General features: G+C 34.7%; 18 protein-coding genes and 1 riboswitch. Of the genes, 5 read left to right on the top strand and 13 right to left on the bottom strand.

Translation table 11 applies throughout. The features are described from left to right. Positions 1-24: 24 nt before the first annotated feature. The 3 genes from VDP25_RS00240 to VDP25_RS00230 all read right to left on the bottom strand — a co-directional run bounded on the left by VDP25_RS00240 (position 25) and on the right by VDP25_RS00230 (position 2,201). Positions 25-705: a DUF2064 domain-containing protein gene (locus VDP25_RS00240; protein ID WP_334465301.1), complete on the bottom strand. Its 681-nt coding sequence runs from the start codon at positions 703-705 to the stop codon at positions 25-27. A 35-nt stretch (positions 706-740) separates the two neighbouring features. Next, a complete protein-coding gene (gene arsS / locus VDP25_RS00235; RefSeq protein WP_334465298.1) occupies positions 741-1,796 on the bottom strand; it encodes an arsenosugar biosynthesis radical SAM (seleno)protein ArsS in 1,056 nt (351 codons plus the stop codon). 69 nt (positions 1,797-1,865) lie between these two features. Next, positions 1,866-2,201, bottom strand: a complete 336-nt coding sequence (locus tag VDP25_RS00230) for an arsenosugar biosynthesis-associated peroxidase-like protein (RefSeq protein ID WP_020895861.1) — start codon at positions 2,199-2,201, stop codon at positions 1,866-1,868. 177 nt (positions 2,202-2,378) lie between these two features. On the opposite strand from VDP25_RS00230, the gene xdhC reads away from it, so the two are divergent. The 3 genes from xdhC to VDP25_RS00215 are packed head-to-tail and all read left to right on the top strand — an operon-like array spanning position 2,379 to position 4,790. Beyond that, the gene (gene xdhC, locus VDP25_RS00225; protein ID WP_334465289.1) at positions 2,379-3,161 is read left to right on the top strand and encodes a xanthine dehydrogenase accessory protein XdhC; all 783 of its coding nucleotides are present in this window, start codon (positions 2,379-2,381) and stop codon (positions 3,159-3,161) included. Positions 3,162-3,168: 7 nt separating this feature from the next. Beyond that, positions 3,169-4,311 (top strand): hypothetical protein, encoded by a 1,143-nt coding sequence (locus tag VDP25_RS00220; RefSeq protein ID WP_334465286.1) that lies wholly within the window; start codon positions 3,169-3,171, stop codon positions 4,309-4,311. Then, entirely contained in the window at positions 4,308-4,790 is a 483-nt protein-coding gene (locus tag VDP25_RS00215) for a nucleoside-triphosphatase (RefSeq protein ID WP_334465283.1), read from the top strand. Before VDP25_RS00220 ends, VDP25_RS00215 begins: the two co-directional genes overlap by 4 nt. 648 nt (positions 4,791-5,438) lie before the next feature. On the opposite strand, the gene VDP25_RS00210 is transcribed toward VDP25_RS00215, so the two are convergent. The 10 genes from VDP25_RS00210 to VDP25_RS00165 all read right to left on the bottom strand — a co-directional run bounded on the left by VDP25_RS00210 (position 5,439) and on the right by VDP25_RS00165 (position 22,776). Next, complete coding sequence (locus VDP25_RS00210) at positions 5,439-5,813, bottom strand: hypothetical protein (RefSeq protein WP_334465281.1); 375 nt, start codon at positions 5,811-5,813, stop codon at positions 5,439-5,441. Positions 5,814-6,042: 229 nt separating this feature from the next. Then, positions 6,043-8,373, bottom strand: a complete 2,331-nt coding sequence (locus VDP25_RS00205; protein WP_334465279.1) for a xanthine dehydrogenase molybdopterin binding subunit — start codon at positions 8,371-8,373, stop codon at positions 6,043-6,045. After that, positions 8,363-9,775 (bottom strand): FAD binding domain-containing protein, encoded by a 1,413-nt coding sequence (locus VDP25_RS00200; RefSeq protein WP_334465276.1) that lies wholly within the window; start codon positions 9,773-9,775, stop codon positions 8,363-8,365. The genes VDP25_RS00205 and VDP25_RS00200 overlap by 11 nt, the downstream gene beginning before the upstream one ends. A gap of 163 nt (positions 9,776-9,938) precedes the next feature. Then, on the bottom strand, positions 9,939-10,412 hold the full coding sequence (locus tag VDP25_RS00195; RefSeq protein ID WP_282030532.1) for a nucleoside deaminase: 474 nt from the start codon (positions 10,410-10,412) through the stop codon (positions 9,939-9,941). A gap of 106 nt (positions 10,413-10,518) precedes the next feature. Continuing rightward, positions 10,519-12,801 (bottom strand): translocation and assembly module lipoprotein TamL, encoded by a 2,283-nt coding sequence (tamL, locus tag VDP25_RS00190; RefSeq protein WP_443089846.1) that lies wholly within the window; start codon positions 12,799-12,801, stop codon positions 10,519-10,521. Positions 12,802-12,803: 2 nt separating this feature from the next. Continuing rightward, positions 12,804-17,888 carry a translocation/assembly module TamB domain-containing protein gene (locus VDP25_RS00185; protein ID WP_334465267.1) on the bottom strand — a complete coding sequence of 1,695 codons (5,085 nt, stop codon included), beginning with the start codon at positions 17,886-17,888 and terminating at the stop codon, positions 12,804-12,806. A gap of 144 nt (positions 17,889-18,032) precedes the next feature. Beyond that, entirely contained in the window at positions 18,033-19,040 is a 1,008-nt protein-coding gene (locus tag VDP25_RS00180; RefSeq protein WP_334465265.1) for an alpha/beta fold hydrolase, read from the bottom strand. 9 nt (positions 19,041-19,049) lie between these two features. Next, entirely contained in the window at positions 19,050-19,502 is a 453-nt protein-coding gene (locus VDP25_RS00175; RefSeq protein ID WP_334465264.1) for an OsmC family protein, read from the bottom strand. An 81-nt stretch (positions 19,503-19,583) separates the two neighbouring features. Then, positions 19,584-20,882, bottom strand: a complete 1,299-nt coding sequence (locus VDP25_RS00170; protein WP_334465261.1) for an O-acetylhomoserine aminocarboxypropyltransferase/cysteine synthase family protein — start codon at positions 20,880-20,882, stop codon at positions 19,584-19,586. Positions 20,883-21,002: 120 nt separating this feature from the next. Beyond that, a riboswitch (SAM riboswitch) is annotated at positions 21,003-21,126 on the bottom strand. Positions 21,127-21,228: 102 nt separating this feature from the next. Beyond that, entirely contained in the window at positions 21,229-22,776 is a 1,548-nt protein-coding gene (locus tag VDP25_RS00165) for a hypothetical protein (protein ID WP_334466079.1), read from the bottom strand. Positions 22,777-22,924: 148 nt separating this feature from the next. Between VDP25_RS00165 and VDP25_RS00160 the strand changes: the two genes are divergently transcribed. Together VDP25_RS00160 and leuC are read left to right on the top strand one after the other, a co-directional pair. Next, entirely contained in the window at positions 22,925-24,100 is a 1,176-nt protein-coding gene (locus VDP25_RS00160; RefSeq protein WP_334465258.1) for a 2-isopropylmalate synthase, read from the top strand. 5 nt (positions 24,101-24,105) lie between these two features. Beyond that, a complete protein-coding gene (gene leuC / locus VDP25_RS00155) occupies positions 24,106-25,488 on the top strand; it encodes a 3-isopropylmalate dehydratase large subunit (protein ID WP_334465255.1) in 1,383 nt (460 codons plus the stop codon). The last annotated feature ends 62 nt before the right edge of the window (positions 25,489-25,550 follow it).

Raw genomic sequence — 25,550 nt, 5'->3', positions numbered from 1 at the left:
CTTTAATAGCGTTAAAATCCCTCTTTATAGATGAAGTGATATTGGTGAGCCTTTGTTGTATGGTGATTCAAAGACTGTAGCATATTGAAAAACGGAAGCAGACGTTACAATGGTCTTAATTGTTTTTCGAAGTATTAATAGCAATCGTTTTATCTTAAAATCTAAAGTTTTAAAACTTTCTAAAACGGAGTCGATATCGGAAACATCATCAATATCTGTGAGTATTTCTAAATAAGAAACACTTTCGTTTTGATGTTGTAATTCGGTATTTAAACGCTGTCTTAATTTAGCGGTTTGCCAAGGTAAATTCTGAAAACTAGTTTTATTAAAATGTGTTTTTTTGAAACCCATCAAATAAAAACCACCATCGGTTGAAGGTCCTAAAACATAGTCTGAAGTTGCTAAGTTCTGAGTCGCTTTTAGAATATGATTGGCTCTAAGATGAGGTATGTCGTTTCCGAGAGAAATAACATGTTCAAAGCCCTTATTAAAAACAGCTTCAATGGCATTAGTAAAGCGCTCGCCAAATGAACTACCTATTTGCTCTTTTTCGGAAAAATGAAAATAAGGTAAATTCGTTTTCTTAACCGTTTTTACAGTATCAGAATCAAGCAAATTAAAGAAGTCAGAAGAAGAAATTGATTTTGAAGTCAATTCTTTTTCTGCAGAATTTGCAAAGATTAATATGGCGGTTTTGTTCTTCATTATTTATTCCTGCGAAGGCAGAAACCTTAATTTGTTTATGCTACAACACCTTGACAGCTACTTCCTGCACCAGCAGTACAACCGTAACAATGCTGTGAAATGACGATGTTTCGTCCTTCTAATAATTCTTCGTTAAATTCAGATATGTGTCTCGATTTACTATTAACGGGTAATTCTAACATCTGATTAAAATCACAATCAAATAAATAACCATCCCAACTAATCGATAAGGTATTGGTACACATCACGTTTTCTACAGCAGCCGGATTATAAGCTTCCACTAAAGAATACATATAATCTTCGTAATTTTCTGAAGCGATTAAATAATCTAAGAATCGTGCGATAGGTAAATTTGTAATGGCAAATAGATTATGAAATTCAATTCCGAAATCGTCCATCAATGCCTTTTTAAAATCCTTTTCCATTGCAACTTGATCACCTGGTAAAAAGGCTCCAGACGGATTGTAAACCAAATCTAATCTTAGGTCACTTCCTGGCATTCCGTAACCCACAGCATTTAATTCTTGTAAGGCTTTTATAGATTTATCAAAAACACCATCTCCACGTTGTTTATCCGTTTTTCCACGCGTCCAGTGTGGCATAGAACTTACCACGTGTACATTGTGCTTTTTAAAGAATTCTGGTAAATCGTAATATTTTTTATTGGCTCTAATGATGGTTAAATTAGAACGTACAATAAAATCTTTAATACCGACTTTAGCAGCTTCTTCTACAAACCATCTAAAATCAGGATTCATTTCTGGTGCTCCACCAGTTAAGTCTAGCGTGTGTGCTCCAGAATTTTTAATCACCTCAAGACATTGTCTCATGGTGTCTCTCGTCATAATTTCTTTTCTGTCCGGACCAGCATCTACGTGGCAATGATCACAAACTTGGTTACACATGTAACCAACATTAATCTGTAGAATTTCTAGTTTTTTTGCTTTTATAGGAAATTGACTCGTTTCTGAAATCTTATCTTTAAAGGTTGGTAATTCACCACTTTTAAAGATGCCATTAGAAAGTATTTCTAATTGTTTATTGCTTTGTGCTAAGTTATTTCCGAGTTTCTTTAGGGACTTTGTTGCCATATATTATTTTAAAGTTGTCTTTTCGAGCGCAGTTGAGAGGTTTAGGTCTCAATTGTACTCGACCAGACATTATCCATCAAGTTTATTAACCTTATTCATCATTTGTACACCATGCACTAAAGTGGCACCGCTTTTTATTGCTGCTCCAACATGTATAGCTTCCATCATTTGCTCTTTGGTAATGCCACGTTGCAAGGTGTCTTTTGTATAAGCATCTATACAATACGGACACTGTTCCGTGTGCGCTACAGCTAAAGCTATGAGTGATTTTTCACGCGCTGTTAAAGCGCCTTCTTCAAATACTTTTCCGTAATAGTCAAAGAATTTAGTTCCTAATTCTTCACTCCATTCGGTAATTTTTCCAAACTTGCGTAAATCCGCAGCATCGTAATATGGTTTCGACATAAAATTATTTTTTGATTTAGAAAAATCAATATAACGATTAAGTCGAAGTTAAATCTTAAAGATTACAGAAAATTTTAAAAGATTGATTTCTATTAAAAGGTTTGACGCTAGTTTTAAAAATAGAAGAGCATTTCAATCAAAAAACCTTACTTTTAAATTCTCTTTTTTTTATTAGAAATGCAAAACTGGATTGAATTACTTTCTGAATTTAAACAAAAGCAAAAACCTGTTGCCTTTATAACGGTAACGAAGTGTTTAGGGTCAACACCTTGTGTGGTGGGTTCGCGTATGCTTGTGACTGAGAACAAAGATATTCACGGAACCATAGGAGGAGGGAAGCTTGAGTTTAAAGCCATAGACGAAGCTATCGTTGCTTTAAAAGCGAATAGAATTATTGAATCCACCTATACTTTAGGTCCAGAATTTGAACAATGTTGCGGAGGAAAAGTAGAATTTATCATAGAACCTATGAATCAATCACCAGAATTATTTTTATTTGGAGCAGGACATATTGGTGTTGAAATCTGCAAACTTTTAGTCGATACACCTTTTAAGGTGAACCTTATAGATTCACGTGACGATTGGTTTTCTAATTTAGAATTAGACAGCAGTGTAACGACGCATCAAGCCAATGAAACCGATTTTAAATCGTTTAAAGATGCTGTGAAATGGGGACCTAATTGTTATGTATTAGTGTTGACGCATAATCACGCCATCGATTTTGATTTGATAACCATGGCTTTGCAAAATGAAACTAAATTTTTAGGACTAATAGGAAGCAAAACAAAAAAAGTAAGATTCAATACTATGTTGATTAAAGAGATGGATATTCCTGAAGGGATGACAAATGTGGTTTGTCCAATAGGATTAGATATTGGAGGCGATACACCAAAAGAAATCGCGATTAGTGTGGTCTCCCAATTACTTCAAGTGCATTATAAATGTACCATCGAAAAATAAATGTTATTTGAATAAGATTGTCCCCTTGAGGATTATTGAAATAAAAGCGATAGCTTTTGATGAAGATAGCGAGCGAAGCTCATTAGGGGTGTTTTTGAATAATGAAAAACTTAAAAAGATTTCCGTTTTCACGGGAAGTAGCATGAAAAATAACAAATCCATCATAGAAAAACTAACAGCACTTTGGGCTCTAAACGAGTCCGGTTTAGGCGGTTTTTTGCATGTATTTAATTCGCCATTTACAGGATTGATTGTAGGTGGCGTGTCCATTTTACTCATTAGTTTAATTGCCTATTATGCCAAAAATAAATGGCAAGCCATCTTAAAAGCATTGGTCATTGTCTTAATTATTAAAATGGCAGTGAGTCCATATTCTCCATTCGGAGCTTATGTTGCTGTGAGTTTTCAAGCGGTTTTGGGAGCGATTTTATTTTCTAATTTCTCATGGAAAGGAGCTACGATAATGGTTTTAGGAATGGTGACCTTTTTAGAATCGGCCCTTCAAAAATTATTAATACTAACCATTGTTTACGGAACAAACCTCTGGGAAGCCATTGATATTTATGGAGCTTGGGTTCAGAAAAAATTAGATTTTGTTTCAGAAACCTCTACAACATCAGTTTTAGTCACCACCTATCTTTTGGTTTATGGGATTTGCGGAATTTTAGCAGGGATTTTTATTAAAAACACGATTAAGATTATTTCGAATAAAAAAGAAACTGATTTTTATCTTCACCTTGAAACGGATAAACTTGATAAGAAAACCAAAAAAGTAGCTTTTAAAACGAAAGTCATTTGGGTGTGGCTAGGCACAGTTGCGGTTATGGTTTTGGCCTTTTCAATATTTGGAGGTCCGCTTTTGGGATGGCAAAAAGCCATTTATATTGTATTGAGAAGTTTCTTGATTTTAATGCTTTGGTATCTAGTAATTGGTCCTTTTTTGTTGAAAGTCGTTCAGAAGTATCTTCGAAAAAAAGAATCTAAATATCAAGAAGATATTGCGAATGCGATGGACTTGTTTCCGTATTTCCGTCAAATTATTGCATTCACATGGAAAGATACAAAACATTTAAAAGGCTATACGCGATTCCAATATTTTATGGCGAATAGTATTTCTAATTGTATTCATTTTAAAGTGCCTTCAGAATGATATATATCCTCAGAGGTGATATCCGAATAGGAAAAACAACAGCTTTACAAGAATGGTGTAAAAACCGTGATGATGTTGATGGAGTATTATGTCCTGATAATGCTGAAGGAAAGCGCTATTTTCTAGAAGTAAAGTCTAAGAATGAATTTGAACTTGAAACTGAACTTGACACTGAAGCCATCATTGAAATAGGAAACTTTAAATTTTTAAAATCGGCTTTTGAAAAAGCGAATGCTTATTTACAATCTGTTGCTTCAGAAAACGAATCGCAATATCTTATTATTGATGAATTAGGGAAGTTGGAATTAAAGAATGAAGGTTTGCATGCTTCTGCTGAAAAATTAATTTCAAATTATAAGTCTGATGAAAGACAGCATTTAATTTTAGTGGTTCGCGATTATTTGTTGGATGCTGTTTTGAAGCATTATGCTATTGCTAAATATGAAATTCTTGAAAAGATAGATTTTGAAAATTTATAGGCTTTTGTTTCTAGGTATTTCAAAATTACAGTTGTTTTAAATAATTTAATTAGTTAATAACTTTTAATATGTTAATGATTCATTTATAATAAGTTATAATTAAAATAATATATTTGAATATCGAAACTTTACACCAAATATTAGAACTTTTTCCTTACCTATTCCTAGGTGAGCTTTTTTCTTGGTTATTCCCAGATGGGATATTCCCTTACTTGTTACCAGGTGGGGTTTTACCGTACCTTTTACCACGTGAAACTGTTCTAGGTTTCCTAAAAAAAAAACCTAAAATATTAAAATTTTTTTGAATTGAAATAAATTTGAATACAATTTAAAAGGTTGACTATTAGATTTTTATGTGTTTTGTTGGCGAGACGTAATGTTAGGCTGAAAACATGTTTAATACTCTTTTTTTACTTTTTTATTCTGAAATTGTTTACATATTTTAAAGATCATTGATATAAGTAACTTTTAGATTTTGAAGGTTTTCAAAACCTAGCTGGTCTGGTAATAAAAGAACATACGATCTATTTGTTAGGTTATTATCCTGTTAATTAACTTTCATACCTGTCAGGTTTTAAAAACCTTACAGGATATGTACGATAGTAATTTTCTTCTCATTAATGAGATTCCTGCGTTTGCAGGAATTGGTTAAGAAAAAATAGTCTCACTCAAAGCATAATAAATCGCCATTAAAGCAGAAAAAACAGCAGATCCCAAAAACCTCCATTTCAGTTGGAATCGATTTTGAATAATATAATTTGCCATAAAAGAAATAGGAATATTCACCAAAAACGACCAAAACGCAATCTCTAAAAGGTTAAAACCAATAGCGTCAAACTGACCTGAAAATAATTTAATAAACAGTAAATGTCTGGCGACCCACAAGGGGTTAAAATAGGCTATTGCTAAAATAGTTTTACTTAATGTGGCTTTGGCTCCTTTTCGAAACTGTGTCGTTTTTACTATCCAATCAAAATAATTCGGGATTTCAAACGCATAAAAAGTAGCGCCAATACACATCATGCCTAGCAAGCGATACCAGATGAATTCACCAAGTAAAAGAGCAGCAATAGTATCACCAGCACTGTAAATTAGTGCGCCTTTAAGGATGTTTTGTTTTTTGTAATGTAGAGCGATAAGGCGTTTGTTTATTGTGATTATTTACACCCCTAAAGTCCCCTCAAGGGGACAATAGTACCAATGTTTATTTTTTGGAATGTCCCCTTGAGGGGACTTGAGGGGTGTTCTTTGTTCATTTTTTATTTTCATACAACCCCATCAAAACCTTCTCAGGTGTCATCGGTGCATGAAATTCTATATCATAATTAGAATTAAAAGCCTTTATCGCATTTTGAAGTGCAAAATAAGCGCCAATACCATACATTAATGGTGGCTCACCAACGGCTTTAGATTTTAAGATCGCCATGTCATTGCCTTCGGTTTCTACTGGAATCACTTCCACACGTTTTGGTACAGAAAATATATCAGGTACTTTATAAGTGGATAATGCATTAGATAATAATTTACCGTCATCATTATAGGCGATTTCTTCCAAAGTCATCCAACCGATACCTTGTATTAAAGCACCTTCTACCTGGCCTAAATCAATTCCTTCACTCATGCTTTTTCCGTAATCGTGCACGATTTTAACCGAATCAAATTCATAGGTGCCACGCGTGCAATCCACCGTCACCGTTGTAATCGCTGTGCCGTATACGTGATAAGCAAAAGGATGTCCTTTTTCTTTGGTTTTATCAAAGTGAATTTCTGGTGTGGCGTAATGGGCATTTTCAGTTAAAGCGACACGTTTTAACATGGCACTATTAATAAGTTCTGTCCAGGATAATTCTGATGGTTTATCATTTATAAAGACAGATTCATCTTTTAAAGTAATATCCTTTTCTGATACATTTAAATCTTCTGAAGCTACTAGTTTTAAGCGTTCCACTAAAGCATTACAAGCCATTAAAGTTGCTTTTCCATTTAAATCTGCCGTAGAACTCGCAGCAGAAGGCGACGTATTAGCAACACGCGTCGTATTGGTGGTTTCTATTTTGATTTTATCAATAGGAATCGAAAATACATCTGCAGCAATCTGCATCATTTTAGTATTTACACCTTGACCCATTTCGACAGCCGCTGTGCTTATGCCAACACTGCCATCTAAATAAATATGAACCAAAGCACGTGCATGATTCATTGGTGTATTGGTAAACGAAATACCAAAAGTAATTGGCATAAACGAAAGCCCTTTTTTGAAGGCTGTATTATTCTTATTGAAATCAGCAACTTCTTGTTCTAAAGCATCACTATTAAATATGTTTTTAGCAGAATGCCATGTGTTTTTGGCTTCTACTTTTTTTGCAATTTGTCCATAGGAGAACGTGTCATTTTCATCTAACAAATTCGCTTCCTGAATTTGTCTAGCTGAAACCCCAATTTCAGAAGCCGCTTTTGCAATCGCAGACTCAATTACAAACATACCTTGTGGTCCACCAAAACCTCTAAAGGCCGTATTTGGTGGTAAATTGGTTTTGCAACTCAACACTTTTGTGGTCACGTTTGGTACGTAATAACTATTGGTAGCATGAAACAAAGTACGTTCTGCAATCGCAGGTGATAAATCTGCTGCTGCTCCAGAATTTTGTAAAAATTCGGTTTGGTAAGCTAAGATTTTTAAGTCTTTAGATAATCCAATTTTATAAGTGCTTTCATAAGGATGACGCTTTCCTGTCATGCGTAAATCATCATGACGATTCAGTATTAATTTTACCGATTGATTTAAATGATAAGTCGCTAAAGCAGCCATCACAGCCCAAGGTGTGGCTTGATCTTCTTTTCCACCAAATCCACCGCCAAGACGTGTGACATCGACTTCAATTTTATGCATTGCAATGCCTAGAACTCTAGCTGTTGTGGCTTGTACAGCTGTTGGGCCTTGCGTAGATGAAGTGATTTTTATATTGCCATTTTCCATTGGTTCAGCGTAAGCTCCTTGTGCTTCAATGTATAAATGTTCTTGTCCGTTGGAAAAGGTTTCCCCTTCAAAAACGTAGTCACAGTCTGCAAATGCTTTTTCGGTATCACCTAAACTAAAAGAGCGTGGTGCGTTGATAAAACTACCTTTTGCTTTGGCTTCTTTTGCTGTGGTGATGACTGGTAAATCTTCAATTTCAATCTCGATTAAACCTCTTGCTTTTCGTGCAATAAATTCAGATTCGGCAACAATTAAGGCAATTGGCATGCCCCAAAAATGAACCTCGTCTTCCGCAAATAAAGGTTCGTCTGCGATGATGCCTCCAATTTCATTTTCACCTGGAACATCTTTGTAGGTAAAAATACGTTCGACACCTTCTAGAGCTTCAGCCTTAGAATAATCGATATGTTTTATTTTTCCGTGTGCTTTTGGTGAGTCAAAAACCACGGCATGAAAGGTACCTTGTCTAATATTAACATCATCAACATATAACGATTCACCACGAACATGCGTATAAGAATCTAAGTTTTTAGTGCTTTGTTTTAATGATTTTGAAACCGCATCTAATTTAGTGTTGCGTACTGTATTTGTCTTGTTATTGTGCATACTGAACAAAATCGTTTAAGGTGAAATGATTAGGGAACAATTCCGTAAAATGCGCGAAAAACAATTGTCTTGCGAGCAAACGCTTATAATCACTAGTTCCTCTAACATCACTAATTGGACTAATTTCCTTTTGAAGTATCTCATTAGCTTCTAATACCGTTTCAGAAGTCAAGGGCTTTCCTGTTAAAAATGCTGAAGTATCGTGTAAATACTTCGGAATTGCAGCAACACCACCAAGAGACACATGCGCTTCTGAAATGGTACTATTTTCAACTGATAAATGTATCGCTGAATTGACACTCGCAATATCCAAATGGGTGCGTTTACAAACTTTTTCAAAATTAAAAAAGGACTGCGCTGTTGGTAACTTAAAGCTGATGGCTTTTAGAAGTTCATCATCTTTTAAGTCGTAAGTTTTATAACCTTGATAAAAGTTATTTAGTGCAACACTACGCTCTTCGTCTTTTTCATTGGTAATTGTAAGATCACTATTAAGCGCTAAGAAAAATATAGTCATATCTCCAATAGGCGAAGCATTGGCGATGTTTCCACCCAAAGAAGCCATATTTCTAATTTGTTCTGAAGAGACCAACTTTAAGTGTTTTCTTAAATTGGGTAAAATGCTGTTTAACTCCCTGTGATTCCATAAATCAGAAACGGTAGAGTTGGTTCCAATAGTGCAAATTCCGTTTTCAATTGAAATGCCTTTTAAATAATCTTTCTCAGCAATGAGGTGTACGTCGTTATCTGCTAAATGATCTGCTTTCTGTACATATAAATCTGTTCCTCCAGAAACATATTTTCCTTTGGGTTGATTTAAATCTTTAGCTTCAATATCTTTTAAACGTTGTGGAATGCTTTCAAAATACTCTGGAATAAATCCATTGTCAATTAACCATTTAAAAGAGTTTTTTTCTTGATGCTCTAGTTTTTCAACCACTTGATGTGCCGCTTTTTCAATGGCTTTGTAACCTGTACATCTACAAATGTTTCCACTAATAGCGTCAATGGCATTACTGTAATTTTTATCTGAATTAGATAAAGCAAAGCCAGTTAGAGCTACGACAAAGCCTGGTGTGCAAAATCCGCATTGGGTGGCGTAATTTGCTTTCATGGCTTCTTGAGCTGTGGTGAGTGTGTCTTTTAAATTGGTGCCTTCAACCGTTACAATATGTTTGCCATGTGCGTTTCCTAATGGTGAAATACATGAGGTGATACTTTGGTATTCCATCGTGTCGTCGTTTAGTGTACCGACCAAAAGTGTGCAAGCACCACAATCGCCTTCACGACAACCAATTTTGGTGCCAGTTAAGCGTTGTTGGTAACGTACAAAATCCAGTAAAGTGGTTCCGGAATGCTCCGATGTTTTAATGGTTTTGTTATTTAGGATGAAGGTGATCATGTTAGTTATTTCAATTATAAATGAATTAAAAATGTAACGATAGCGTCACTTCGAGTGAAATTCCCTTTTCGGAATTTTCTATCGAGAAGCTTTTTTAGTGACAAAAGTTCTCGATACTTTTCGACCCAAAAGTCAAAACACTCGAACTGACGTATAGGATTGTTTAGTATTCTGTCTTATCTTCTTTTTTAGTCCATTCCTGAAATGGCTCTAAAGCAATCTCACGAGCTAATTGCTCAAAAGGAATACTTCTTTTTTCGTAAGGTAATGGAATTTCTTTGTAAATAAATTCATCGTCAAAACCAATATTTGCAGCGTCTACTTGGTTACTTCCATAATATACTTTGTCTGGTCTCGCCCAATAAATAGCGCCTAAACACATTGGACAAGGCTCGCAAGAGGTGTAAATTTCACAACCATCTAGTTGAAAAGAATCCAAGTTTTTACAAGCGTCTCTAATCGCTGTAACTTCAGCATGAGCCGTTGGGTCGTTAGTAGAGGTAACTTTGTTATTTCCGCGTCCTACAATTTTTCCGTCTTTAACAACGACACAACCAAATGGTCCTCCTTCGTTGTTGTTCATTCCTTTTAAAGCTGCGTTTACAGCTTCTTTCATGTATTGTTCTTTATCTGTCATATATAATTGTTGTCTGTTTTTGAAACCTATGTTTCAATAAAGATATTAAATTCAAATATAATAAGGTATTTGCAATTGTATAGGATTGCTTCGGTTTATCACATAATTAAAACGAATAGCCAATAGCGAAGTTAAGCACAGGTTCGTCATATTTAAAATCGAAGCGTTTTCCTGGTGCTAATGACGGATCGTGGAAAGGTGCTGCCAAATCGAAACGAATAACAAAACCTTGCACATCAATATGCAACCCAAATCCGGCACCCATACCTAATTCATTGATGAAGTTAGAGGTGAATTTATCTTCTCCGTCAAACACAGAATTGGATTTAGAGTTCCAGACATTTCCAGCATCGGCAAATACCGCTCCTTTAAAATATGAAACTATAGGAAAACGATATTCTACATTGGCTTCTAGTCTAATATTTCCGGTTTGATCCCAATAGGTTACATCGTCGTTATTGCTATCGTCATTGTAAGTTCCTGGTCCTAAAGAGCGCGTTTTAAAAGCTCTAACACTATAAGGACCACCTGAAAAATATTGCTTTACATACGGAATAACATCCGAGTTTCCATAAGGTAAGCCGTAGCCAGCAAATAATCGTGTTGCTAAGGTTTGTGCTCTATCTTTACCGAAGTTAAGATGGAATCTTAAATCCAAATCGGCTTTAGCATATTGCGCATATTGCAATCCTAAAAATTCTTTAGGTTCGCCAGAAGTGGTTTCTTTTCCTAGTAAACTAATCGAATTACCTGCAACATCTAAAGTTGTGTTTAGGTAAAACTGATTAGGATCGTTAGCATCTACCATTTCGTTATAGGTAAATGAAAAGGTCATACCTGAAATAAATTGCTGATCGAAACTTTGTTGTAAGTATGAATTTTCGTCTAAAATAGCTTCAAATTCAGCAGTGGTATTTGAAAGTCTAGTGTAGCTTACGGAAATAGGATTAAATTGATAGGTTATAAATCTATTAGCATTCCAAGAGTACCCAAACTGTCCAGTTCCTGAAAGTAAAGTATACAGTTGACTTCGACTCAAATAATTAAGTCCAATACTTGTTTTTGTTTTTGGGATAGAATATTTAAAGAAATCCGTATTAATTTTTACAGGAAATAAAACACGAGGGAAAATGAGTTCCGTTGTTAGACCCAATTCTATACTGCTAAGTCCTGTGTTGTTGCCACTTATAAATTGCGATTCGTAACCAACATTTGTACTAATGTTGAACGTTTCACCACCTTTAAATACATTTCGATTACTGTAGGTTAGTGCTAAATGAGGTCCTGTATAGTTATTGGATTTGGTGACGGCTTGTATTTCGGCACGGACGGCACGTTTAGTTAATGGTGATAAAAAAATATTGGTTTCAAGAATACCTAAACTGTCTGTGAGTAGCGAATCAACTTCTTTATATTGAATGTTAACATATTTATACGCACCAATTTTAGATAAACGTCTGGCGGTATTTTTAGAATTTTCAGGACTGTAGAAATCCCCTTCGTTTAGTGTAATAAATTCATCGAGGTATTTAGGTTTTATAAACAGTGTGTCTTGTATGTAATTCTTATTATTGAACCGTTCTGTTTTGGCGTATGTAGAATCTTGTAAGTCGTAATTAGCAAATACATTTATCTTTGAAATACGATAAGGAATAGTCGCTTTTTTAGGAACTTCAGCTTTCAATTTTAAAAATAAATCGAAGCGTTTGTTGTCGTATTGATTGGTGTCTGCTTCAAAAATAAAAAAATCGGGATTGAGGTTATAATAGCCTTTTTTCTTTAGTTGTGCATCAATACGCTGGCGTTCTAATTTCATATTAGACAAATCGAAACGCATGCTTTTTTGAAATGGGGATTTGTCGGTTTCCTTTTTTACATCTTCATAGAGTGGTGACGGCATAGAATCGATCTGAAAACGTTCCATTTTATATGGTTCCGTGATTTTTAGTTTATAATTGATAGACGCTTCAATCTCTTTTTCTTCAAAAGCGGAAGTTGCAGTGCTATAGAAAAATCCTTTATTTTCTAGGCGATTTCTTAATACGTCTTCAATCTCAAAGGGTTCTACACTAGATTGATAAACAGGTTTTTCTCCTATTTGTTTATATAGCCATCTGTTGAGGAAACCTGGGTTTTTCTTTTGCATTTTGTAATAATAATACAAGCCTAAATGCATTCCCAAGAACTTAGAATTTGGTTCAGGTCTTAAAACGGTTTCCAATTCTGTTTTTAGTTCCTCTTCATTTTTTATGATAGAATCCGATTCAATTTCAATTTTAGCACCAGTGTATAAACGTTCGCCTTCAGGAATGTGTTTTTTTATACTGCATGAGTATAAAATCATTCCTAAGAAAATAAAAGAGATACTATGTTTTAAGATTCTTTTCAAGTTTAATTGGTTTTCTGTTCCATGCTTTTGTCTGTTGCTTCTTGCTGTTTTTCTTGTGCCCTTTTCTCGGCTTCGGATTTTGCTTTCTTTTCTTTTTTAGAGCGTAAAATAGCATCCCAAAGTTCGCTAAATTGGTTGAATTCTTTTGTAAATATTAAACTAATACCACTCACTATGGTTTGGCCATCTATTACATTTTCAAATTCACTTTTTCTAAAACCTTTTAGTCGGTATCTGCCATCTTCTGTTAACGCATATTCTAAGCTTACATTACCAATTACAGGTGTTTCTTTATCAGTACTATTGCTGCCTTGTATATCAACGTCACTACCAACACTAACCGTTAATCTGTCGTTAAACAATTTTTTCTTTGCTGCGATTTCTAACTCGGTACGGTCGGTTGGTGAATCGCCTTGATAATCGGTATAGCTGTTAAGTCCAAAATCGAGTTCGATACCAGTACTACCTAATATTTTATCAGAAAATGTATTCAGCTGATCGGATACCGCATCATTTAAATTGTCTCTTGCAATTGTAGCAAAGCCTCCGTCACTACCATCACTACCAGAATCTGGATAAAAACGATTGAGCACTAAAAGTGAAAAGACTTGGCGATTCAATTCTCCTTCTTGCTGGTTGACTTGTTGTACTCTAGAATATACTTGTCCGCTAATGGCACCTTGGTCTTCTTCTGGCATATCTAAACCAAATGAAATTTTAGGTTGTAATAATTCGCCATCAATATTGAGGTAGACATTAAAAGGTAAAACTTCTTGGTATTTAGTTTTTACGGATGAATCTGAACCAGAAATTTGCGAAGCCATTAGTCCGTAAGCTGAAGTATCTAAATTGTATATGGCGCGTATATCTAGTTTCGCATCAAACGGATCGCCAGACCAAGTGACACGACTGCCTTGAGCAATTAAGAATTTTCGATTCACTAAATTGTAAAGGTTTAGTTCGTAATGTCCTTCTGAAATTTCATAGGCGCCAGTGAGTGTGATTCGCCCATTGGGTTTCATGGTGAACACAAAATCACCTTCACCTGAAATTTTAAAATTATCTCCGGTTTCTTCATCTATAATTATAGTGACTGCTGCATTTTTTCCAACGTTGAATAAAGCCCTAATATCAAAGCCTTTTATCGTAGCCGTTTGTTCTTCAGTTTGTGTAAGAATAGCATCTCGATTTTCACGATTAACAAATACAACAACTCCATCACGTTCCTCTACACTGGCTACTGATGAAGGTAGTACATAAGTGAGATCTGTATCGGAACCTAAAGTCAATTTAGCATCTAATTTTGGAATTTGTAAATCGCCAGTTAGTTTAGCATTGGCGTCAAAAGTAACTTTGCCGTAAAATTCTTCGTTATCTTCTTTAGTGGCATTTAAGACTTGAAAATTGGAGGTTTTTACACTTAAATCGAATGTTGGATTAATAAAACTCTCGGTACCAACCTTACCAGAAAGTACTAAGGCGTTATTGTTTTCATCACGAATGGTGAAATCGTTCATTGAAAGGCCATTATTATTGATGCTCAGCGTTTCTTTAGCCATACTAAATTTAGTGTTCAGTTTAGCGACATTGAAACCAGCATTATTAAATGTTATGGAGCCATCGTATTTTAAATCTGATGTTGAACCTGTAACTTTAAAAGCACCAGAAAAACTACCATCAGCATCTTTAATTTCGCCCATAGATAAAGTGTTGAGTGCTTGTATTTTGAATTCGTTGATATTAAAATCGAGATCGAGATTTGCTATGTTATTGGTGACAGTGTAATCGCCGACGAGATCAAAATCAATATCACCACCTTTTAGTCCAGCATTAAACGCATAACTATTGTCGTCCAATGAATTTCCATTCACACTTAAAGTCCCTAAATCGGTTTTAAGCATGTTCAATTGTTCAATACTTAAATCGGCTAAAATACCAGCATTGGTAAACGGATCTTCAAGAATAAAATTACCATTTAGTTGTCCGGTTGCTAATTCGGCTTCTGGATTTAAATAATCAAAGACGGCATTGATGTCAAAATTCTCGAATTCAATGGCAATATGCTCTTTTGAAATGTACTCTAGTTTATCTGTAATCGCAATGGATTGATTATTTTGGTTGATTTTAAAGTTATTAAATTCGAGATGCTTATCTGTTAGGATGATTTCATTATCTTCAGGAATTAACCATTTCTCTTTATTGAGAATTAAGCTATCCGGATTTACTGTAAATCTTAAACGCTCTCTGCTGCCAGTGATTTTAGTGTTGACATTCATGAGCTGCTCTCCTTGATGATAGCCCAAAAAGTTAAGCGCTAATTCGTTGTTGGTTTGGTGGCCAGTTATGATGGTTTTAGGTACATCTAACGGACCAGCAGTGATGTTTTTAAAACCTAGATTAAAATTGAAATTTTCTTTGTCGGTATCCATAGAAAAAGCAAGACTGTCCAATTTGTTGCCACTATAATTAATATGTGGTGCTGTAATATTTGCTTGTAATTGTCGCGCTTTTTCGTTGAAATCTACAGCCACGTTAATGGTGTCTAAACCTTGAACATTAACTAAGAAGACGTCATTCAGTAAAGGGGATTGCGAAATTTTACCTTTGAGGTTTAAGTTCACAAAATCGCTAATTGTGTCTGAGACATTTTCATCTCTATAAAAATAACTTAAAACGTGGCGTTTAATCGCTTTACTAAACGTTTGAGGATTGGTATTTGACTTTAAATCAAGATCTAAAATGTTGTTTTTAAAAGAAACCGAAGTCGTGTCTGTATCCACATGAGCAAAGGCTTTAATATCACCTATTAAATAACTTCTATTGTCATACACAACAACACCGTTGTCAATGTTAGCGCTAGCATCGTAAGTTTCGCCATTACCTTTAAAATTTACAGTGACATTCATGGCCGTTTTAATATTACGACTCATTACACCAAGCGCTTCTAGGTTGGCGCCAATAACGTTAATTTTGACTTTAGCTTCAGGTGAAATAGAATCTAAAACCACAAAAGCATCTAGGTTCGCATTGAGATTATTGTCTTTGTATTGCGACTGAATATTTCCTGTTCCGTTTTTAATATCACCATTAAGATGAAGATCTTTTATGGCATAATTATTAAGTTGAAATTCAGAAATAGTTGCCTCTAAATCCGCATTTAAGGTATTGATAGTGCTGCCAGATCCTGTGGATTTTAACGTAAGACTTAAAGCTCCAAGTTGAGGATTGCTAAGTAATTCGTTAACCTTGTATTCTTCAATAGTTAATAGCGCGTCATAAGAAATGTTATCAGTGTTTTTAAAATTACCATCTACTGCAGCCAGACCTTGTGAGGTGGTGAGTTTTGCTTTAGTTGAAATATCTTCAAGATTTCCTTTAAATTGTGCCACAAATTTCACGTCATTTGGAAAGCTAATTCCTAAGTCTTCCTCATTTACAAACTGAATTAAATCAGAGCGTTTTGTAACTGCTAAAAACTGTGGAATATCAAATTGAAGTGTTTCAGGATTGGTGACGTTTTGAAGCGTTCCTTTAGTAGAGATTTTTGTTGAATTTCCCCAGTTAAGTTCTGCTTTATTTAAATTAATTGATGCTAAAGTTCCGGAAGCATTTAGATTTCCTAGAATTAGTTTTTTGCTTAATTTATTGAGGTATTCGTTATTTTTTAAATCAGGTTGAAATTTGAAAATCTCTGTCAATGAGAGTTGAAAGGCTGGGAGGTTTAAGTTGACCTTAGTAGTTTCATGAGCTTCTATTAATTTTGAAAGTGACTGATACTCTAAATGTGCATCACCTGAAATTGAATTGTTATTTAATTTGAATTTTAAATCATCCAAACGCATATTTTGGTCTGTTGCGTTAAAATTAACAGCCAATTGATTAAGGTTTAATCCTGAATATTCGTTAAAATTTAGTTGTTCTAAGTCTAGTGTCGCTTTTTTATCTTTTAAAGAAATGTCTTTCGCTTGAAGCGTAAAATTTGAAAGTGCTATGGCATTCGGGTTGAAGATGTCTTGTTTTGGTTTTGCATTACCAACGCTATAATTAATGTGATTGTTTTCAAAATCAATAGCAGCAATATTAATTGTTAGTTGCGGCCATTCAAACGTTGTGATGTCTGTTTTTACTTCCTCAGTAACTTCCTCTATTTTTTGTGTTAAGCCATTAATTTCAGCGTCTGTGGTTAAGCTGATTTTAGAATTTTTAAGCGTGATGTTTTTAAGGTTGAAATCACTAGCTTCTAAATTTATAAGTGGTGATTCTGTAGTGAATTCTGAAATATCAACATCAGCAATCAAACGGTCAGGTTGCGATTCGTAATAAGCAACCACATTGTTTAACGCAATAGTTTCAAAAGCTAATTTTGGTAAAGGTGTGTTTGAAGTTGTGGTGTCAATCGCTACTGGTTTTTGAATAAACTTAATATTGGCTTCACTAAGTTTAATCGTTGAAGCATCAAAAATCATGTCTTCAATATTTGTGGTTTTCATATTAGCTTTCAACTTCCCAATTTTAAATCTAGAATCAATGCCTGCAACCGCATCATCAAAAACAACATCAAAATTATTGAAATTTAAGTTGCCTAAAACTAGGTTCAGTGGAGTGGAGGTGGTATCTGTTGCAACGGTTGTAGTGTCGGTAGAAGCAAAAGCATCAATTAGAAATTGAAAGTTATAACCTTCAATGCTATCTTTTCTAATCACATTGGCACGCAAACCATCCCAATCTAAAGCATCAACTCCGATGCCATTACCACTTATAATTTTAATTAGAGGGATGTTAGCTTCCAATGATTTTGAATAGACTAAAGTATCTCCTTTTTTGTCTTCGAGATATAAACCATCGAGTTGTATATCACCGTCAAACGTAATAAAGAGTTTTTCTATGGCGACTTTAGTTCCGGTTTTATCTGAAACGAAGCTAACGGCTTTGTCCACAATGATACCTTGTCCCCAAGGACTACGAACAAAAAGAATCACCAAAAATAAAAACGTAAGAATTCCTAACAGTACGCGTAAGGTTCTGCGCAACCAACGAAATTTTCGTTTTCTTGGTATTTGGGGTGCTGTGTCTTCTGTTTTGTTCAATACGTAAAAATATACGAGTAAAAGTATTACAATTGTCGTTATTGCTAATAATATTAACGCTCATACTTTAATTTTAGCTAAAATTATAACGTAAAAAAGCCAAACAGGTCGTTTGGCTTTATATTAATAAAATGTAAGTATGTTCTACGCAACTTGCTGTACTAATTTTTCCTTTGATTTCAATGCCGTCGAAAAAATAGGTTTCAAAAAGCGTGCTAATTGGTCAAATTCTATTAAAAAAGCATCGTGGCCATGCACGGATTTAATTTCATGAATATTAACGTTGTCTTTCACTCCTTTTAAATCCACATAGGTATTCCAGTTTTCATCCGCTTTAAAAAACAAATCAGAATTAATGGTGATGATATGAATATCGCTTTCAATTTTTGAAGCGACTTCTAAAAAATCAGTTCTGTTTCTTGTAATATCAATAGTACGCAAAATCTGATTCATCAGTTTATAGGCAGCCAACTGAAATCGATTGTCTAGTGCATTTCCATGATAACTCAACCAAGATTCAATATTATAAAGGGCATCGTTTTTCTTAGTGCGATCAAATTTTTGTGTTAACGATTCTGGTGTACGATACAAGGTCATGGCGTGCATTCTAGCATCGACTAAAGGTTGTGACGAGTTATTCAATATCGCATCTTGAATATGGCAATTCGCAATGACCCAATCCGTGGATTTCCAGTCGGTCGCAATAGGAATTAAATGTTGAATTAATTGGGGTTTTAATGCGGCTAATTCCCATGCAATTCCGCCACCAACAGAGCCTCCTATAACGGCAAATAAATTTTCAATTTCTAATTGCTCTATGGCTAAAGCAAATAGTTTGGCAATATCTCTTGCTGTAAAGTCTTTGTAATTTTCAATGCAGTTTTCTGCAATATTATCGTAGCCATTGCCAAGAATATTAAACGCTAAAATCGTATAATCATTAGTGTCAATACATTTGTCGTCTCCAATAATATCATTCCACCAGCCGTCTTCTCCAACCACATTTGAGTTTCCGGTAAGGGCGTGGTTGACTAAAATTATGGGTGCAGAATGTAATGCTTTACCAAAAGTTTGGTAAGACAATTTAGGATTGATTGTCTTACCACTTTCAGTAACGTAATTATTTAGGGTTATGTAGTGTAAATGTGCCATTACAAATATTTATATAGCTGTATATTCTTTTTCTACGGAAATTTTTAAAGGTGTCTTGTTCTGTAAATTATCTTTTACAGGACAACGTTCTTCAACAATCTGAAGCCATTGCGTTAAAACTTCAATACTGGCATCGGTCTCTGGAATAAGGTTGAGATTAATGGTTTTAAAGCCTGCGCGTTCTTTGGTAGACGTACCTAAAAATCGATCAGGATTTAATTCACCCGTCACTTCAATCTTTAAATTTTTAATTGTAAAACCTAATTCCTTAGCTACCAAATGTCCAACAACATTGGCACAACCAGCAAAGCCTGCTAAAATGTATTCTACGGGATTGGCATCTTCATCGGTGCCACCTAAAGCTTCCGGTTCATCTACAACTAAAGTAAATTGTCTTGTTTTTCCTATAAATTGGGTTGCAGAAGTACTGTCTCCTACAACGGAGAATTTTAAATCACTCATATTTTTGTCTTTTTAGTATTGAATACTATAAAACAGATGTCTTTACAATTAAAGACATCCATTTTACTTCACAATTTAAATTTAATTTTGAAGGGCTTTTTTCTGTTTAACAACAGCAAAAGCTTCTTTTAAATCGTTTTTTAAATCTTCTATATTTTCAATACCAACAGACAAACGAATTAAATCTTTAGTAACACCTGTAGTTTCTTGCGCTTCATCACTTAATTGCTGATGCGTTGTACTTGCAGGATGAATGATAAGTGATTTTGTGTCTCCAATATTGGCTAATAATGAGAATAGTTTCGTTGTATCAGCAATGGTTTTTGCCGCTTCGTAACCACCATCCACTCCAAAAGTGACGACGCCACTTTGGCCTTTTGGTAAATACTTTTTAGCTAACGCATTGTACTTGCTAGATTTTAATCCTGGGTAATTCACCCATTTAACTTCAGGTTGAGACTCTAGCCATGTTGCTAATTCAAGAGCGTTTTCACTATGTTTTAGAATACGTAGTTCTAAAGTTTCTAAACCTTGAATAATTTGAAAGGCGTTAAATGGACTTAAGGCTCCACCATAATCTCGTAAACCTTCAATTCTAATTTTTGCTATAAATGCAGCTGCTCCTATGGCTTCGCTATAGACTAAACCATGGTAACCTGCAGATGGCTCTGTAAATTCTGGGAATTTTCCGTTAGTCCAATCAAATGTTCCGGCATCAATAATAATACCTCCTAGTGATGTTCCGTTTCCAGTGATATATTTGGTTAGCGAATGAATAACGATGTTAGCACCATATTCTATTGGATTTAACAAATAAGGTGTAGCCACGGTATTATCTACAATTAAGGGCACTTTATGGGCTTTCGCTCCTTTTGAAATGGCTTCAAGATCTAAAACATCTAATTTTGGATTTCCTAAAGATTCTACAAAAAAGGCTCTTGTGTTTTCTTGTGCTGCTTTTTTAAATTCTTCCGGATTTGACGCATCAACAAATGTTGTGGTAATACCATGTCTTGGTAGGGTGACGCTTAATAAATTGTAGGTGCCTCCATACAAACTACTCGACGCCACAATGTGGTCTCCTGCTCTTAAAAGTGTTAGTAAAGTTGTTGCAATTGCTGAGGTTCCAGAAGCCGTAGCCACTGCTGCAATTCCTCCTTCTAGCGCTGCTAATCGCTGCTCTAAAATGTCGTTTGTTGGATTGTTTAAACGTGTGTAAATAAAGCCAGGAACAGAAAGGTTAAATCGTCCGGCTGCATCATCTGAATCATTAAAGACATACGATGATGTTTGGTAAATAGGAACAGCTCTTGTTCCTGAAGTTTGACTGACGTCGTGACCTGCGTGCAACGCTTGTGTTGCAAATTTTTGTGTACTCATTTTTCTAAGTTTTTGAGTTAATAAATGATTAAACCAAAAGCCAAATAAGCCTCGTTAGAAGCGTACTTAATAGAAAAATATTATAAAGAAAATGCTAATTACAGATGAGTAATTAGTCTTGAGTTATCTATCCAATTTTCCGATTAATGAATCGGATAATTAAGTAGAATTTAGCACCTTCTTAGTAAATCTAAGGGTTGCTAAGGCTTCATAGGGTCATTCCCTCCACCTTTCTTGATAACATTTCAGTAAGTGTTTGAACTTTGTGAGCACAAATATTGCAACACAAAAATTAGAAATCCAAATTATTTGTAGATTTTGTGAGTTTTTTATGAATTTCGTAGAATTACGAACTTTTCTTTGCTAAATACTTAATTTGGATGATTTCGCTAACAGGTTTGTTTTCAATTTTGCTTTCTAGCCAAGAAATAATATCGAGATATAAAAAGGCGCGTCGTTCGTACGGATGGTCTTCAAAAGTCTTTAGTGTTTTGTGTAATTCTTTAAATGCATTTTTAAGATCGTGTGGATAAATATCCTGAAGTCCTCTAATGAATTTTATCATTTCTTTTTGCACTTCATGCAGGTCATTCATCTTAATTAAAAACTTGTATGTACTTCGTAAAAGGGTTTCTAAATGGTAATCTAGTCCAGCTTCATAATGCGCTACAAGGTTTAGAACTCTCGAAAAACAGAGTAAATCTTCGCGCATCGAAAGTGTTTTGTTAGAGATAATTTTATCTAAGTATTTTATACAAGCTTTGTTGTTGCCGGCTCCAAATTGTAAACTCGCAAACTTATAATAAAAAACCATTTTATGGTGAGGGTCAATTCTGTCATTAAACGGAATTAAGTCGTTTTCAATTTTTGGAATTAGATGAAGTCCGTCTTCAAAACTACCATCAATAAAGTGTTGATTAATGCTGTGGAAATTGGTGTATAAAAAAACAAGAGTAGCTACATTTTCATCGGTTGGAAATGTCGATTTTTGAACAGTCGCTTCAAACTCAGAGAATTTTTCTAAAAATTTTGACTTGTTACCAATGAAAAATAAGGCTTCTAGGAGGTAATTATTGCCTTTTAAAAAGAACACGGGGTTCAGATTAATCATATTTGGGTTTTGATAAAATAAATCCACCCATTTTGAAGCGTATTTGTAACAATTCAAAAAATCTTGAAGCAAAAAGCTTTGCCATAAATTAGCTTTATATAGCCACAATTTTTCTCTAAATCCTAATTTTTCGATTTTAACTTTTGGAAGGCTTTTGTTGAAATAATTAATAACCATATTGGCTTCTTCTTCATTTCTTATATAGCCTGTTTTTAGAATGGTGCTATAGAGTTGCAGTGATAAATTGGAGAGTTTGCTGGCAATAAGATTAAGAGAACTCAGTTCTTTGGCTTGTACAGCTAACTCATCTGCTCGAGTATTTATACTTCGTGTAATGTATTGAGATTCAATTAATTTTTCAAGTTCTACAATCTCAAAAGCTGAATTTTTTTCTTCGTTAATAATTGCGAGCTCCTTGGCCTTATCTAAAATTTTTAAGCTTTGTTTATATAAGCCTTTGTGGTACAAAATAGAAGCAAAATCGAGTTGTTCTCTAATTTGTGAACGTACATTTTGATGTGATGGATTGAGCTTAAGACTGATTAAAATTTGCTTATATAAATGCGCTTTGACATTGGCAAGTTGTTGCTTTTTTACAATGCCACTTTTTAAAATAAAAACTTCATTATAGGTTTTAGCTTTGTCCAAAAGATTGAATAAATTCAAGAATTTAGAATCTGAATTTACTCCAAGTCTCCCTACGTAAAGTTTAAATTGCCGTTTTTCGGATTTTGTTAAGGACTTTACAAGTGAAAATAAATTATCTTTTTGGTCTTTAGTTATCAATAGAAAATAGATTTATGAATCTGTAAATCAGTTATTTAAAGTATATTTTGGCGACTGAACATCGTAAACTAACTATATCAATAATGTTTAAATCTAAATCAAAACATACATTCGTTAGACAATACTATAAAATATATTTTGATATATGTCAAATAACAAGATACAAATCTTCGATACAACACTTCGCGATGGAGAGCAAGTTCCGGGTTGTAAACTCAACTCAGAACAAAAAGTAGTCATTGCAGAACAGTTAGATCAACTTGGGGTGGATGTGATTGAGGCAGGATTTCCGGTCTCCAGTCCAGGTGATTTTAAATCGGTAGAAGCGATTTCAAAAATTGTTAAAAATGCGACTGTTTGTGGATTAACTAGAGCCGTAGAAAATGATATAAAAGTAGCGGCAGAATCTTTAAAGTATGCTAAAAAGCCAAGGATTCATACAGGAATAGGAACTTCAGATTCACATATCCTTCATAAATTCAAATCAAACAGAGAGGCGATTATTGAGCGTGCTTTTGAAGCGGTAAAATATGCAAAATCATTTGTTGAAGATGTTGAGTTTTATGCTGAAGATGCCGGTCGAACAGATAACGAATATTTAGCTCGTGTATGTGAAGCTGCTATTAGGGCAGGTGCAACAGTATTGAATATTCCGGATACAACGGGGTATTGTTTGCCAAGTGAATATGGTGCAAAAATAAAATACTTAAAAGAAAATGTAAAAGGTATTGAAAAGGCTATTCTGTCTTGTCATTGTCATAATGATTTAGGCTTAGCAACAGCAAATTCTATTGAAGGTGTCATTAACGGAGCACGTCAAATTGAATGTACGATCAACGGTATTGGTGAACGTGCAGGAAACACAGCTTTAGAAGAAGTAGTGATGGTGTTGAAGCAGCATCCTTATCTTAATTTAGATACAAATATTAATACATCAATGCTATTCGGAATGAGCCAGTTGGTTAGCGATAGTATGGGGATTTATACGCAGCCAAACAAAGCGATTGTTGGAGCAAATGCTTTTGCGCATAGTTCTGGGATTCACCAAGATGGTGTGATAAAAAATAGAGCAACTTACGAGATTATCGATCCTAAAGATGTTGGTGTTACGGAGTCGGCTATTGTGTTAACCGCAAGAAGTGGAAGAGCGGCCTTAGCTTACAGAGCAAAAAATGTAGGTTACGAACTTACGAAGTTGCAGTTAGATGATGTGTATGCAAACTTTTTGAGTTTTGCAGATCGAAAGAAAGAAATCAATGATAATGATATTCATCAAATTATCGAAACGAGCAATGTGTATCAACAAATAATTTCAGCATAAGATAGATGGGTAAAACATTATTTGATAAAGTTTGGGATTCGCATGTGGTCAGTACTATAGAAAATGGGCCACAAATATTATATATAGATAAACATTTAATACATGAAGTAACAAGTCCGCAGGCTTTTAACGAGTTAAAAGAACGTGGTATTCCTGTTTTTAGACCCAATCAGATTGTAGCTACAGCAGATCATAATACTCCAACATTACATCAAGATCAACCGATAAAAGATGCCTTGTCTAGAAAGCAATTGGAGCAATTATCTGAAAATTGTAAAAAAAACAATATAACACTATACGAATTAGGGCATAAATATAACGGTATTGTGCATGTAATGGCTCCAGAGTTAGGGGTGACACAACCAGGTTTAACCATGGTCTGCGGAGATAGTCATACGTCTACACATGGTGCGTTTGGGGCCATTGCTTTTGGCATCGGGACAAGTCAGGTAGCGCAAGTATTTGCGAGCCAATGCTTGTTGCTTACAAAACCAAAAAGTTTAAGAGTGACCGTTAATGGTAAGTTGAAAAATGGAGTTTTACCTAAAGATGTCATTCTGTATATCATTTCAAAATTAGGAACCAATTCTGGGACAGGCTATTTCTGTGAATATGCCGGAAACGTGTTTGAAGAGATGAGTATGGAAGGTCGAATGACGGTCTGTAACATGAGTATCGAAATGGGCGCAAGAGGAGGTATGATTGCTCCAGATGAAACGACCTTTGAATACGTAAAAGGTAGAGAATTTGCGCCAAAAGGGGAGGAATTTGATAAGAAAGTGGCTTATTGGAAAACCTTGCCAACAGACAGCGATGCTAAATTTGATAAAGAATACAGCTTCGATGCAGAAGATATTGAGCCAATGATTACCTATGGAACGAATCCGGGAATGGGAATTAAAATTTCTGAAACGATTCCTGTAGATGAAAATCCATCGTTTAAAAAATCTTTAGCTTATATGAATTTTGAAGCTGGAGAAAGCTTAATTAATAAGCCCATCAATTTTGTGTTTATAGGAAGTTGTACCAATTCTAGAATTGAAGATTTTAGAGTCGCAGCCAATTATATAAAAGGCAAGAAAAAAGCCGCTAATGTTACGGCTTGGTTAGTGCCAGGAAGTAAGCAAGTTGAAACACAGATTATAGAGGAAGGTCTAAAAGCCATTTTTGATGATGCAGGTTTTGAATTGCGTCAACCTGGTTGTTCGGCATGTTTAGCAATGAACGATGATAAGATTCCTCAAGGAGAATATTGTGTATCAACTTCTAATAGAAATTTTGAAGGTCGCCAAGGACAAGGTTCAAGAACGATTTTGGCAAGTCCTTTGGTCGCTGCAGCAACAGCTGTAGAAGGTAAAATTATAGATATTTCAAAGCAATTGAATTGATATGATCCTGCAAGGTTTCAAAAAACTTGTAGGTATTTAAAATGAATTAAAAGAAGATACCC

The organism is Winogradskyella sp. ECml5-4, from assembly GCF_036903175.1.
Lineage (GTDB): Bacteria > Bacteroidota > Bacteroidia > Flavobacteriales > Flavobacteriaceae > Winogradskyella > Winogradskyella damuponensis.
The sequence above is the reverse complement of the archived record's forward strand: the minus strand, read 5'-3'. Positions and strand labels throughout refer to the sequence as shown.